Here is a 13,235-nt window from a genome sequence, read left to right on the forward strand (position 1 = left end):
GAGCCCCACGAACGAACCGGCAGCGACCCGGCAGAACCGGCAAGGACCCGGAGCCGGGCTCAGTCCCGCCGGATCTCCGTCACCGACGAGTACCCGGTGTCCGGGTGCTTCCGCATCGACAGCAGCCGCTCCATCGACGGCTCCAGGGCCGTGACCTTGTCGAGCGGTGCACTGACCACGAGCTGGAACCCGAGTCGCAGCCACGCCGTCACGGCACGCCCGGCGAACTCCGAGTCGGCCTTGATGAACGCCTCGTCGAGGAACACCGGAGCGAACCGCGGGCGCGGCCGGGTCTCGTCACCGAGCTGGTACCGCAGCGCCGCGCCGACGATGAACGCCACGAGCTCCTGCGTCTCCCCACCGGACTTGTCGCCGAGCGACGAGTACACGCCCAGGTCGTCGCCCGCGGTGTCGTAGCGGACGGCCGTGATCTCCATGTGCCGGCGGACGTCGAGGACGGCGTCCCGCTGCGTCGTCCGGCCGCGCGGGGACTCCGGGTCGGGCCGGATGACGGCCATGAACCGGCGCAGGCGTCGGAACCGGGTCTCGAGGACGTCGTCGGTCAGCTCGGTGTCGACCGACGCGGACAGCGCGCGGAGCTCCTTGCGGAACTGGGTGACGTCCTCGCGGGTGACCCGGCGGATCACGATCTTCAGCCGGTCCCGGTTGGCGCCGAACGGCAGGTCGCGCAGGATCTCGTTGACCGGCTCGAGCCGCTCCTCGATCTCCACGACCGCGCGGTCGAAGGCACCGGAGAGCGGCACGAGGTCCTCGCCGCTCCACTGCGACAACCGGCGACGCCACTCGCTGCGTCGGGCGTGGAGGCCCGTGGCGACGATCTGGTCGAGGATCGCCCGGTAGTCCGGGTACGACGCCACCCCGGTGCCGAGGTTCGGGTCCGCCCACGCGTCCTGGTACCGCTCGAACGTCGTGGTGAGCGCCACCGACGCGGTCGCGGCGCCGTCGAGGGCCTGCGACAGCCGCTCCTCGAGTCGCCTCCGGAGGCGTTTGGTCGCGTCGTCGAAGCCGTCCACGCCGTCAGGGGCCCCGACCTCGTCGAAGGCCTCGGCGAGCAGGCGTTCCTGTTGCTCGTCCGGCAGCCGCTCGGGAGCGTCGGTGAAACGCTCGAGGATCTCGCTGGCGGCGTCCTGGCCGTCGACGAGCACCGCGTGGCGCTCCTCCAGCCGCTTGACGCTCAGGCGTGCGGCGGAGCGGCGGTCGGCGGCCTCGTCGAGTGCCGAACGCAGGCGGGCGACGGACTCGCGGAGCGTGCGCAGCCCGTCATCGGCGGCCAGGAGGGCCTGCCGCTCGTCCTCCAGGCGGGTGAGCGACGCGTCGGCGCCGGCCACGTCGACGGCGTCCCAGGTGACGTCCACGCGGTGCTGGTGGGCGGTGCGGAGCGCGTCGAGGGCGGCCAGGTCCTGCGCGATGTCGGTGCGGCGGGCCTCCAGGGCGGTGAGGTCCGCGGCGATCTCGGCGAGCTCGGTCTCGACGGAGCGGACCCGTGACTCGTTCGTGAAGCCGATGACGTTCGCCTGGCGACGGTCGCCGTGGGCGCCGCGGCGGCCGTCGCGGAGCTGCCCGGCGGCGGTGACACGGCGTCCGCCACCGCCCAGGTCGGCGGCGTCCTCGACGCAGCGTGCGTCGATCCGGTCGGACTCGATGCGCTCCCGGACCCAGGTGCTGAACGGCGACGGCTTGATCGCGAGCTTGCCGGAGACCATCGAGCTGTCACCCGGCAGGTCGAGGTGTGGCCCCATCGGGACCCCCTCGAACTGCACGCGGACCGGCAGACGCAGGGAGTCGATGGCGGCGCTGAAGTCGTCGAGGCGGTCCTCGTCGACGAGCAGGGTGCGGGCGACCGGGGCGAGCACGGACTCGATCGCGGCGCGCCACTGTTCCTCGGCGGGCAGCACGTCGAGCAGTTCGGCGACGAAGGGGACGTCAGCGGGGTCGAGGCCGGCGGCCCGGGCCATCGCGACGCGGGCCTCGTGCATCGGCAGCGGCATGGCACCCTGACGGTGCTCGAGCGACCGGCGCTCCTGGCGCAGGGTCCGCTCGCGGTCGAGGAGCGGGTACTCCTCGCGGGTGAGCGCGTCGCGACGGCTGTCCAGGTCGTCGCGACGGGCGCCGTAGGTGCCGAGGAACTCGTGGCTGGCACGCTGCGCCTCGGTGAACTCGGCCTCGGTGCTCAGCGGTTCGCCGAGGGGAGCGGTGCGCTCGTCGAAGACCTCGCGGGTGCGGGCGACGGCGGCGCGTTCCCGGGTGCCGCGGTCGATGCGGTCCTCGAGCTGCGCCAGCGCGTTGCCGCCGGAGTCGCGCAGCCGGGCCTCGGCGTCCCGCAGTTCGACCTCCACCGCGGCGTGCCGGGCCGAGGCGGCCTCGACCTCGGCGCGCGTGGCGGTGCGCTCACGGGTGTTCCGTTCGACCTCCAGGTCGAGCAGCTCCCGCTTCCGCGACGCCGTCCAGTGCGCGAAGGGGGAGACGTCGGCGCCGGTCGCGATGCCGTCGAGGGCTGCCGCGGCCGCACGGGAGCGTTCGATCTCGTCGTGCAGCTCGGTGATGGGGGAGAGGATGCGGACCTTGCGCTCCTCGGTGTCCATCGCCTCGTACGCCTCGTCGAGGGCGGCGAAGTGCGCGAGGGCACGGTCGGCCGCCTCGTACGTGCCGGGGGTCTCGAGGACGAGGGACTTGTAGAGGGCGTCGACGGTCGGCATGTGCTGCCCGGCCTGGATGCGAGCGAGCAGGCGCATCGCCCGGTTGCCGCCACCGGAGTCGCCGATGCCCAGCCGGGTCTGCAGCGTGTACGCGAGCTCCTGGTAGGTGTCGCGGATCACGAGCCCCGGGATCCGGCCGGTGAGCTCGAGGTGGGCGAACCGGGAGGGCACGAAGTCCTCGAGCCGACGCAGGTCGAACACGTCGTCGACGGTCGCCATGGTCATCTGGATGTCCGCCACACCGCGGGCACGGCGCGGCACGATGTAGGCGCGGAGGACGGTGAACCGCCGCTCGTCGTCGTTCCGGAACGTGACGGCGACGGCGCCCCACGTGGTCTGCTCGTCGCCGCGGAGCGTGACGTCCTTGAGCGCGCCGGTCTCCGGGTCACGCCGGGTGTCGACCTTGCCGCGCAGGTAGGTCAGCAGGTTCCGCTGGTCGGCGCTCCGGGCACGCCCGGTCGTCGCGTCGTTCGAGGCGCCGTTGAACGGCACGTCGGACGGCATCATGACCGCCAGGTAGGCGTCCATCAGCGTCGACTTGCCGGTTCCGGAGGCACCGGAGATGAGCGTCGCCGTGCCGGAGAGCTCGACCTGGCGGTGGCCCTGGAAGCCGCCCCAGTTGACGACCTGCATGGACTCGGCGCGCCACTGCGCGACGGTGTCGAACAGGGCGGGGATGCCCGTGGTGTCGATGTCGACGGTGCTCACGCGCGGTCCTCCTCGGTGTCGTCGCCGTCGGTCCCGGTGTCCGGCTCGGCGTCGGTGTCGGTCTCGACGTCGGTGTCGTCCTCGCTGGCCGGGAGGCCCGGATCGCCCCCGTCGGTCGCCGCACCCCCGTCGGTGGTCGCGTTCCGCAGCGCCGTGCTCGTCAGCCACCGGTCGAGCTCGACCAGTCGCTCGAGGGGCAGGAGGACCTCGATGACGCTCGCGATCCGGAAGCGGTCCGGGTCGGTGGTCTTCAGCAGCACCCGGGCCGTCACCAGGCGCTCGATCGCCTTCGCCACGCGGGCCTCGTCGCGGGTGCGGTCGGTCGCGGTCGCCGGCCGGAACCCGGAGACGTGCCCGAGGATCTCGGCCCGGTCCACGACGACCTGGTCGGGCCCCGGTCGGGCGTCGGCTCGCAGGCGCATCCGCAGGTAGACGAGGACGATCGTCTCCTCGCGGGTGTACGGGGCGTCACGGAGCAGGGTCGGGAAGCCGCGTCGGGTGCTCTCGGACCGGGCCTGGCGCTTGAAGGCGACCTCGCGGTCCCGATCGACGTGCAGTTCGAGGAACAGGTCGTTGAGTCGCGACCGCAGCTGGTGTTCGGCGTCCAGGACGGCGCGCCACTCGTCACTGTGTGTGCGGGCGCTGACGTACGGGTGGCGCAGCAGCGCGACCAGGGCACGGCGCTGCGGTTCGTCGAGGCGACCCTCGTCACCCTCGAACAGCGCGAAGGTGCTCTCGTCCCGCTCGGACTCGGACTCAGACTCGGACTCGGCCGCGTGCTCGTACGCACCGGTCGCGTCGTCGAGTCCGTCGTCGACCGAGGTGACCTCGTCGTGGACGGGTGCTGGCGTCGTGTCGCTCACCGTGCCTCCTGGCCGGGTTCGTCGTCGTGGTGCGGTGCGTCGCCCGCCGGGGCGAGGGCGGCGGTGGGCATGTGGAAGGTGACCGGCTCGCCGTCGGGCCGGACCGTGTGGTGCGGGGCGGAGGCCGTGCCCGCCTCGAAGTCGTCGTGTCCGGTGAGCAGGTGGGCGAGTCCGAAGAGCTCGACGGGCCGGCGCTGCTCGGCGGGCAGCGCGTGGAAGGCCTCGACGCTGGAGCCGGTTGCAGCGTGCGCCAGGACGTCGCGCAGCTCGGCGAGCAGCGGACCGCCGTGGCGGCGGAGTGACTCGACGTCGAGATCCTCGAACACGTCGTCGTCCGGTTCCTCGATCGGCGGCGGCACGGACTCGGCGTCCGGGTCGTAGAACCGTTCGCGGAGCGTGCCGACCGCGGCGGACGGCGGCAGCAGTCCGAGCGGGACGCGGTCGCGGGCCGAGCCGGCGTCCATCCAGGCAGCCAGGCCGCGGTTGACGGAGCGGAGCACGGCGTCGAGTTCGCGGTCGCGCACCACATCGTGGGCGACGATCTGGTCGCGGAGCGTGGCCGTCAGCATCCGGCGCTGGGCGAGGACGTCCTCGATGCCCTGGCGGAGGATGCCGACCGTGCCACGGAAGGTCCGCCGTTCGGTCGGGCTGAGGGAGCCCGCGAACGGGTGCTCGAGGATCGTGGTGATGTCGTCGCGGAGCCGGAGGAGCAGGGCGTCGTCACGCAGCAGCTCGAACGCTCCCTGGAACGCCCGGCCCTCGGGGGTCGACTCCATCAGGTTGTCGGTGCGGGCGAGGTAGTCGTCGAGGATCTCGCCGATCGGGCGGACCTCTTGTCGGAAGTCCTCGACGATCTCGCGGTGCATCGTCGCGACCGCTTCCTCGACGCGCTTGAAGTCGCTCGGCAGCTGGCGGATCAGGTCGGTGATGTTCGTGTAGCCGTCGCGCATCCGGTCCTCGTCGACCGTGACGACCTCGTCGCCGCGGGCCAGGCGGTCGCGTTCGGCCTGCAGCTCGGCGATCTGGGCGTCGAGCCGGCGGACCTGGGTGTCCCGGTCGGGTTCGGCACGGGCGGCCCAGCGGTGCACGGCGTCGACGATCATCGCCAGGCGGCTCTCGCTGATGAGTGCGCGCTCGGAGGACAGCGCGTCGATGAGGCTCAGGGCTTCGAGGGCGTGACTGGTCAGGCTGTACTGCTCGTCGCCGTCGGGGGAGTTCGAGCGCACCAGCCACTGCGCGGCCACCCACTCGCGGCAGAGGGACCGGCCGTTCGGACGCGGGGCCTCGCCGGCCGGCAGGTCACCGGTCGTGGAGTCGCTCGCCGGCACCCGCGCACCCGTGGCCTGCAGTCGGGCGACGTGCTCTTCGACCTGCAGGTGCATCCGGTCGGCCGGGACGTACTGCACGTCGCGGTCGAACACCGTGCGGAAGACCGAGACGACCGCGGCGCTCGTCGGACGCGACATCAGTCGGAGCGTCGGACGGTCGAGTACCTGGCGGACCCGGGCGAACTCGAGGTCGACGTCGGTCATGCTGCCCCTGGTGGTCGGACGGTTCGCTGTGGCACGGGTGCCGGGATGCGAAGAGCCCGACGCGGTGGCGTCGGGCTCTTCGGGTGTTTCGACTGCCCGGAACGGGCACGTGGGCGATACCAGACTCGAACTGATGACCTCTTCGGTGTGAACGAAGCGCGCTACCAACTGCGCCAATCGCCCGTCGCACTTGCGTGCGGATCGATAGTAGCGGATGTCCGGCCGTGGTCGGAACACCGGCGACCTGTCGCGCGCGTCGCTGGCCGTGCGGGCGCCTTGGAGGCCCGTGGAGACCCCGCCGATCCGCATGAACCCGGGGGACACGCCCGGTGAACGGAACGGGTTTTGGAGAAACAGCGTGAACTGGGTACAGTTTACGAGTCGCCGCGAGAGCGGGTCGGACAACACCGGTGTGACTCAGGTCAGACCATGCGGATGTGGCGCAGTGGTAGCGCATCACCTTGCCAAGGTGAGGGTCGCGAGTTCGAATCTCGTCATCCGCTCGAGGTGCCTGTCTTCTCCGGAAGACAGCAACTCTCCAGAAGAGGTATCCCACCGATCGGGTACTACGCCAGACGTGGACCTTGATGGTGGGGTGGCCGAGAGGCGAGGCAGCGGCCTGCAAAGCCGTCCACGCGGGTTCGAATCCCGTCCCCACCTCCAGTCCGCTCCGGCGGAACTCATCTGGGCGATTGGCGCAGCGGTAGCGCGCTTCCCTGACACGGAAGAGGTCACTGGTTCGATCCCAGTATCGCCCACAGAACGAAGACCCCCGGGAAACCGGGGGTCTTCGTGTTTTCCGGCTCCGTTTCGACGTTTTGACGTTGCGACCAGACGCACCCATCGTCTGCTCCGCCACGAAGGAGCACCGGGCTCCTGCGCCACCTGGTGAGGGACTGCCGTGCCGGACACTGAGTAGGCTCGGACGACCGAGGCCGAGGGGGCTCCGTGCACAGTGTGACGAACGGGGACGGACGCCTGGTGATGCGGGTCGTCGTCACCCGCCTGCTGGTGGTCGGACTGAGCGCTGCCGTCCTGGGGAGCCTGCTCATCAGCCTGGCCGCCGGGTTCGACTGGCGATCGGTGGCGTTCGGGTCCTCGATCGCCGGCCTCGCCGTCGTGGTCACGGCGTTCACGCTGCGGGCGTCGCTCGGGACGAGCTGGTCCAACGGTCGACGCTTCGGGGACGTCGAGGCGCTCCGTCGGCTGCGTCGGGCGGTGCGGCGCGGGTCCGTCGACGGGCTGACCGAGGACGACCGACGGGTGGCCGGTGAGTACGCCCGCGCGTCGCGGGACAGCATCGTGGTCGATGCGGTGCAGAACGCCGGCCTCGGGCTCTCGATCGGGATGAACCAGGTGGCCCGGATGCTCGGCGGCACCGAGGTGGAGAGCTTCACCATCCTCCTCTTCGTCGTCGCCGTCGGGCTCGTCGTCGCCGCGGTCGTCACTGCGCTCGTGCAGGACCGACGTCGTTGCCGGTTCCTCGCGGTCCTCGACACGGTCGACGTCGCGCACCGACAGCCGGCTGCGTGACGGGGTCGGCCCCTAGCCGTCGACCGCCGTCGTGTCCGAGGACGACCTGCCCGCTCCCCGGAGCAGACACACGCCGAACACCAGGCCACCCCAGACGACTGCGCCCAGCACGACGAGGAACGGTGCCGGCGCACGTGCGGCGCTCAGCAGTGCCGCGACCCACACGGTCGTGATCGCTCCGGTCCCGGCGGTGATGCCACCCAGGACCCCGGCGGCGCCGAGGCGGCTGACGTCGGACGACAGCGGTACGGCGAGCACCGAGCAGAGGACCGCGCCGGCCAACCCCGGCACGAGCAGCGTCCAGAACAGCGACGACGCCGAGCCCCACTGGTCGGCGCCGGCTCCCGACCAGTGCACCGGGATCCGCGTCGGCGCACCGGTCCAGGTCGTCCGCACGAACACCACCACCAGCGACGGCACCCACGACAGGGCAGCGGCAGCGATCAGCGCCCGGCTCACGCGCAGCCGGGTCGCCCGTCGTCCGTCCGTCGCGGTCACGCCGCCCGCACCCCGCGCTCCACCAGGTCGGTCGTCATGCCCTCCAGCGTGGCACGACTGCGCGCCCACGTCACCCGTCGGATCGCTCTCGGTCACCCGCACCGACGACGGACGGGAGGCCCGGTACCAGCTGGCACCGGGCCTCCCGTCCGTCAGGTGGTCGCGTCCGCGACCCGACGCGGTCAGGCCGCCATCGGTCCGTACCGGCGGTGCCCCTTGACGTCGAAGCGGTCGAGCATCATGACCTTGTCCCAGACGCGGACGAAGTCGCTGACGAAGCGCTCCTGGCCGTCGGCACCCGCGTAGGCGTCGACGATCGACCGCAGCTGCGCGTTCGAGCCGAACAGCAGGTCGTGCCGGGTGGCGGTGAAGCGAGCCTCGCCGGTGGCCTTCGTCCGACCGGTGAAGGTCGTCTCCGACTCGTCGTCCGGCGTCCAGTCGAGGTCCGTGTCGGTGAGGTGTACGAACCAGTCGGTGCTGAGCACGCCGACCCGGTCGGTGAGCACGCCGGTGTCCGAGCCGTCCCAGTTCGCGCCGAGGGAGCGGAGTCCGGCCGTGAGCACGGTCCACTCCGGAGCGGTGAGCGTGAGCAGGTTCGCCTTGTCCAGGAACACGGACTCGGGGGCGACCCCGGGCGCGAACTCGGCGAAGCGCGGCGACAGGAAGTTCCGGAATCCGTCCGCGACCGGTCGGAGCCACTCGAACATCTCGATGTCGGTGAGCTCCTGGGTGGTGTCGACGCGACCGGGGGTGAACGGCACGCTCGTCTCCGTACCGGCGGCCCGTGCGGCCTGCTCGACCGCCGCGCACCCGCCCAGGACGATGAGGTCGGCCAGGGACACCTGCTTGCCGGAGGTCCGGGCGAAGTCCGCCTGTACCTCGCGCAGGGCGGCGATCACGGGGACCGTGCGACGGTTCACCGCCCAGTCCTTCTGCGGTGCCAGAGCAAGGCGGCCGCCGTTCGCGCCACCGCGCTTGTCGCTGTCGCGGTAGGTCGAGGCCGCCGAGAACGCCGTGAAGACGAGGTCGGAGACGGACTGACCGGTGGCGAGCGTCGCCTGCTGCAGCGCCGCGACGTCGGACGCGTCGAGGGGGGTGCCCTCGGTCTCGGGCAGCGGGTCCTGCCAGAGCAGGTCATCGGCGATGGTGACCTCCGGGCCGAGGTAGCGGTGCTTCGGCCCCATGTCGCGGTGCGTCAGCTTGTACCAGGCCTTCGAGAACGCGAGCGTGAAGAGGTCGAAGTCGGCGAGGAAGCGCTCGCAGACCTCCCGGTAGGCCGGGTCGACCTTCAGTGCGATGTCCGAGGTCATCATCATCAGGGGGTTCATCTGCCCGGGCACGTGCGCGTCGGGCGTCTTCGGGGCGTCCGGGTCGGTCGGGGTCCACTGCAGCGCACCGGCCGGGCTCTTCGTCTGCTCGAAGTCGTACCGGAACAGGTTCTCCAGGTAGGTGTTGTCCCACTGCGTCGGGTTCGGGGTCCAGCTGCCCTCGATGCCGTTCGTGGAGGTGTACTGCCCGTTGCCGGTGCCGACCGGGTTGTGCCAGCCGAGGCCCATCGACTCGATCGGTGCGAGCTCGGGGGAGGGGCCGATGTCCGCCGCGGGCACCTGGCCGTGGCTCTTGCCGAACGCGTGCCCACCGGCGATGAGCGCGACGGTCTCCTCGTCGTTCATCGCCATCCGCGTGAAGGTGATGCGGATGTCACGAGCCGAGCCCATCGGGTCGCCGTTCGCGTACGGTCCCTCGGGGTTCACGTAGATGAGTGCCTGGTGCGACGCGGCGAGCGGGCTCTGCAGGTCGTAGTCGGCGTCTCCGTTCCGTCCGGTCCACCGCTCGTCACGCGAGACCATGTCGTCGCCCTGGTGTGCCTGGTGCGGGTCCCACACCTCGGGGCCCCACCACGTACCGTCGTCCGGCTCCCACGCGTCCAGCCGTCCGCCGCCGAAGCCGTAGGTGGGCAGTCCCATCAGCTCCAGCGAGCAGTTGCCGGTCAGCACCATCAGGTCCGCCCAGGACAGGGCGTTGCCGTACTTCCGCTTGATCGGCTGCAGCAGCCGCCGGGACTTGTCGGTGTTGCCGTTGTCCCACCAGCTGCCGATCGGGGCGAAGCGCTGCATGGCCGTCCCGGCGCCACCGCGGCCGTCGGCGATGCGGTAGGTGCCGGCCGCGTGCCAGGCCATCCGGACCATCTGCGGGCCGTAGTTGCCGTAGTCGGCCGGCCACCAGTCGACCGACGTCGTCAGCAGCGTGGTGATCTCGCGCTTGAGTTCGTCGAGGTCGATCGTGGCGAAGGCGGCGGCGTAGTCGAAGTCGGCACCCAGCGGGTCGGCGTCGATGCCGTTCCGGTGCAGCAGCTCGACCCGGAGGCGCTGCGGGTACCAGCTCTCGAGCGTCGGCGCGTCGCCGAACGACCCGCCGAGGTGGTCACCTCCGGCCGGCAGTTCGCCGTCCATGTGGTGGGGACAGGTGTCGGTTCCGTCGTTGTGCACTGCAGACTCCTCGTGACGTCGTCCGACGCGGCGGGTCCGCCCCCCGATGGGCGGCGCGTCAGGCCCAGCGTGGGCGGTCGTGCTGGGAAGTCCGGGCGAAGAGTGCGTGTCGTGCTTCGAGGACTCGAACGAAGCCGCCACTGAGGGTCCGCGGGTACCGTCGGCCACATGGGGGACTTCTCGATCACCGGCCGGACCGCCTTCCGCCGTGCCGTCCGAGGACTGGGCATCGCGGCGGTGGTCGCCACGCTCGTGTCGACCACCGCTTGCTCGTCCGTCGATCCGGGTGCGCCGGACAGCGCATCGCCGACGGCGACCGTGACGGCGACGGCGCCCACGTCGACGTCGTCGGACACGGGGGCGACCCCCACGCCGGCGAGCTCGGCGACACCGTCAGCATCAGGCAGCGCCTTCTCGCTGTCGGCCCCCGACACGTGGACGATCTCCGGGGACGAGGTCGGCCCGATCGCCCTCGGGGGCAGCACCTCCGCCGAGGTGGACGACCTCCGCGCCGCCTACACCCGGGACTCCGGCGGTTGCCCGGCGTCTCCGGCCACCTCGTTCTGGCACCGGGACGCCAGTCCGGGCCTCATCGTCGAGGACCGCGACGGCACGGTCACGGGCGTCGAGATCGGCGGTCCGCAGACGACTGCGACGTCGGTCACCGGACCGGAGACCTCGGCGGGCACGGGGGTCGGCAGCAGTCTCGCGGAGCTCAAGGCAGCCCACCCCGACCTGGCGGCGCTGCCGAGCGGGTCATCGGGGGAGGAGGCCGCGGTGCCGACGACGTGGACGATCGACGCCGGCTCGCGCCACATCACCTTCCAGCTCGGTCGGGACGGCGAGCACGTCGCCCTGGTCTGGGTCGGACAGCAGGCAGCACCGCCCTACGAGTTCTGCGGCTGACGCCGACGGATCCCGCCGCACCGCCGATAGGTGCTGACGGAACACGAGGCCCGGCCCGAGGGGGCGGCGGGTGGTTCCCGAACCGAGGAGTGGCCCCATGCGGCGTCCGACCCTGATCCGACGGTTCCTGCCGGCGGCCGTGCTCCTCGCGCTGGTCCCGCTGGTCGGGTCGACGGTCACCGCTCCGCCGGCCTCGGCCGCGGCGACCCCGAAGGTGTCCGTCACGTGGAAGAACAGCGCGGTGACGTCCACCGGGTTCCGTTCCACGGTCGGCGTCACGAACGGGTCCGGCGCCACCTGGCGCGGCTGGACGATCCGGTTCGCGTACACGTCGGACGCCCGCACGTTCCGCGACGTCAGGAAGGTGTCGAGCGCGAAGGGGTCGCTCACGCTGGCCGGGGTGACGGCGCGTCCGGACATCGCGAAGGGAGCGACGGCCTCGTTCCGGATCGACTCGCGGAAGGTCCCGAAGGCGGGCACGGTGCCGACCTCGTGCACGGTCATCGGTGCGGCGACGCCGTGCTCGGTGAACGGGGGTGCGACCACACCCGGCAAGCCGCCGGCCACCCCGAAGCCGAGTCCGAAGCCGACTCCGACTCCGGCTCCGAAGCCGGCGACCGGGCGGGACGGCACCGTCGCGGTCGGCTGGTTGCACACCGCCACCTGGACGACCGGCAGCCAGTCCTCGGTCAGCGTGACGAACCGGACCGCCCTGCGTCTCGCCCCCTGGCGCATCCGCTTCACCACCGCCGACAGGGTCGCCACGATCTGGGATGCCAGCGCGAGCCCGACCACCGGCGGCTTCATCGCCTCCGCCCCGTCCTACGCCACCACGCTCGATGCCGGAGCCGCGACGTCGTTCGGGCTCACCTCGACGACCACCGGCGGTGCCGCCGTCGTCCCGACCGCCTGCACCGTGCTGGACCTGCCGGCCGGCACGGACGTCGCCTGCACCGTGTCCGGTGTCCCCACCGGTGCGCCCGCCTCGAGCACTCCGGCGCCGACCCCGATCGCCGTGCCGGCACCACTGACCCAGCCGCGCGCTGGTCGGACCCTGATCGCCCCGTACGTCGACCTCGGGCTCTGGCCGACCGCCGACCTGCGGACCTTCGCGAAGCAGACCGGCATGCGGGCCTTCACGCTGGCGTTCGTCGTCTCGGACAACGGCGGCAGCGCCTGCACCCCGGCCTGGGCGGGCTTCGACGCCTACCGGATCGGCGGCCCGCAGGACTTCCACGCGAACATCGCCGCGTTCCAGGCGAGCGGTGGCCAGGTGGTGGTGTCGTTCGGTGGTGCCGTGAACAGCGAACTCGCCCTGCGGTGCACCGACCCGGCGAAGCTGCAGGCGGCCTACCAGCAGGTCGTCGAGCGGTTCGGCGTCGACCGGATCGACCTCGACATCGAGGGCACCGCGCTCGGCGACACGGCGGCGAACCAGCGTCGTGCGACCGCCATCGCCCGGGTCGTCGCTGCACAGGCCGCGAAGGGTCGTCACCTCGACGTCTCCCTCACGCTGCCGGTGATGCCGACGGGGCTCCTCGGCGAGGGGGTCGCGGCCGTCCGCGGCCTCGCCGCTGCCGGGGTCCGTCCCGTCGCGGTGAACCTCATGGCGATGGACTACGGACAGGGCATCCGGCCGATGGGCGCCGCTGCGAAGTCCGCCGCCGTGGCGACCGCGGGGCAGCTCGCGACGATCCCCGTGTACGCCGGGCTCAGCGCCTCGGCACGGTTGTCGATGGTCGGCCTCACGCCGATGGTCGGTCTCAACGACACCGGTGAGGTCTTCACCCGCGCGGACGCCCAGGACCTCGCCGCGTGGTCGGTGGCGAACGGCATCGAGGTGCTGTCCTACTGGGAAGCCACCCGCGACCAGCCGTGCAACCCGGCCATCGGCGCGTACATGTGCTCCGGCGTGCGGGACGCGCAGTGGTCGTTCGCGCACGCGGTGGTCACCGGCGCGACGCACTGAGTCGGCCCCCGGCAGGCGAT

At 71.9% G+C, this 13,235-nt stretch carries 8 protein-coding genes and 4 tRNA genes; 6 read left to right on the top strand and 6 right to left on the bottom strand.

Annotated features, from left to right (window positions below; all coding sequences use genetic code 11):
* Positions 1 to 59: 59 nt before the first annotated feature.
* The 4 genes from QL987_RS02000 to QL987_RS02015 all read right to left on the bottom strand — a co-directional run bounded on the left by QL987_RS02000 (position 60) and on the right by QL987_RS02015 (position 6,003).
* A complete protein-coding gene (locus QL987_RS02000; RefSeq protein ID WP_253463022.1) occupies positions 60 to 3,425 on the bottom strand; it encodes an SbcC/MukB-like Walker B domain-containing protein in 3,366 nt (1,121 codons plus the stop codon).
* On the bottom strand, positions 3,422 to 4,288 hold the full coding sequence (locus tag QL987_RS02005) for a DUF4194 domain-containing protein (RefSeq protein ID WP_290156054.1): 867 nt from the start codon (positions 4,286 to 4,288) through the stop codon (positions 3,422 to 3,424). Before QL987_RS02005 ends, QL987_RS02000 begins: the two co-directional genes overlap by 4 nt.
* The gene (locus tag QL987_RS02010) at positions 4,285 to 5,820 is read right to left on the bottom strand and encodes a DUF3375 family protein (protein ID WP_253463026.1); all 1,536 of its coding nucleotides are present in this window, start codon (positions 5,818 to 5,820) and stop codon (positions 4,285 to 4,287) included. Before QL987_RS02010 ends, QL987_RS02005 begins: the two co-directional genes overlap by 4 nt.
* A 110-nt stretch (positions 5,821 to 5,930) precedes the next feature.
* A tRNA-Val gene (locus QL987_RS02015) sits at positions 5,931 to 6,003 on the bottom strand.
* 248 nt (positions 6,004 to 6,251) lie between these two features.
* On the opposite strand from QL987_RS02015, the gene QL987_RS02020 reads away from it, so the two are divergent.
* From QL987_RS02020 to QL987_RS02035, 4 genes are all read left to right on the top strand, one after another.
* Positions 6,252 to 6,323 (top strand) — tRNA-Gly (locus tag QL987_RS02020).
* Between the two features lie 86 nt (positions 6,324 to 6,409).
* A tRNA-Cys gene (locus QL987_RS02025) sits at positions 6,410 to 6,483 on the top strand.
* 23 nt (positions 6,484 to 6,506) lie between these two features.
* Positions 6,507 to 6,578, top strand: a tRNA-Val gene (locus tag QL987_RS02030).
* Between the two features lie 190 nt (positions 6,579 to 6,768).
* Positions 6,769 to 7,353 carry a hypothetical protein gene (locus QL987_RS02035; RefSeq protein WP_290156055.1) on the top strand — a complete coding sequence of 195 codons (585 nt, stop codon included), beginning with the start codon at positions 6,769 to 6,771 and terminating at the stop codon, positions 7,351 to 7,353.
* Between the two features lie 12 nt (positions 7,354 to 7,365).
* Here the strand turns inward: QL987_RS02035 and QL987_RS02040 are convergent, their stop codons facing one another.
* Positions 7,366 to 7,851: a hypothetical protein gene (locus tag QL987_RS02040; protein WP_290156056.1), complete on the bottom strand. Its 486-nt coding sequence runs from the start codon at positions 7,849 to 7,851 to the stop codon at positions 7,366 to 7,368.
* Between the two features lie 182 nt (positions 7,852 to 8,033).
* Entirely contained in the window at positions 8,034 to 10,340 is a 2,307-nt protein-coding gene (gene katG / locus QL987_RS02045) for a catalase/peroxidase HPI (RefSeq protein WP_290156057.1), read from the bottom strand.
* A gap of 168 nt (positions 10,341 to 10,508) precedes the next feature.
* On the opposite strand from katG, the gene QL987_RS02050 reads away from it, so the two are divergent.
* Together QL987_RS02050 and QL987_RS02055 are read left to right on the top strand one after the other, a co-directional pair.
* On the top strand, positions 10,509 to 11,246 hold the full coding sequence (locus QL987_RS02050; RefSeq protein WP_290156059.1) for a hypothetical protein: 738 nt from the start codon (positions 10,509 to 10,511) through the stop codon (positions 11,244 to 11,246).
* 97 nt (positions 11,247 to 11,343) lie between these two features.
* The gene (locus QL987_RS02055) at positions 11,344 to 13,215 is read left to right on the top strand and encodes a cellulose binding domain-containing protein (protein ID WP_290156060.1); all 1,872 of its coding nucleotides are present in this window, start codon (positions 11,344 to 11,346) and stop codon (positions 13,213 to 13,215) included.
* Positions 13,216 to 13,235 lie beyond the last annotated feature (20 nt).

The sequence above is a fragment of the Curtobacterium sp. APC 4022 genome (genome assembly GCF_030407555.1).
GTDB lineage: Bacteria > Actinomycetota > Actinomycetes > Actinomycetales > Microbacteriaceae > Curtobacterium.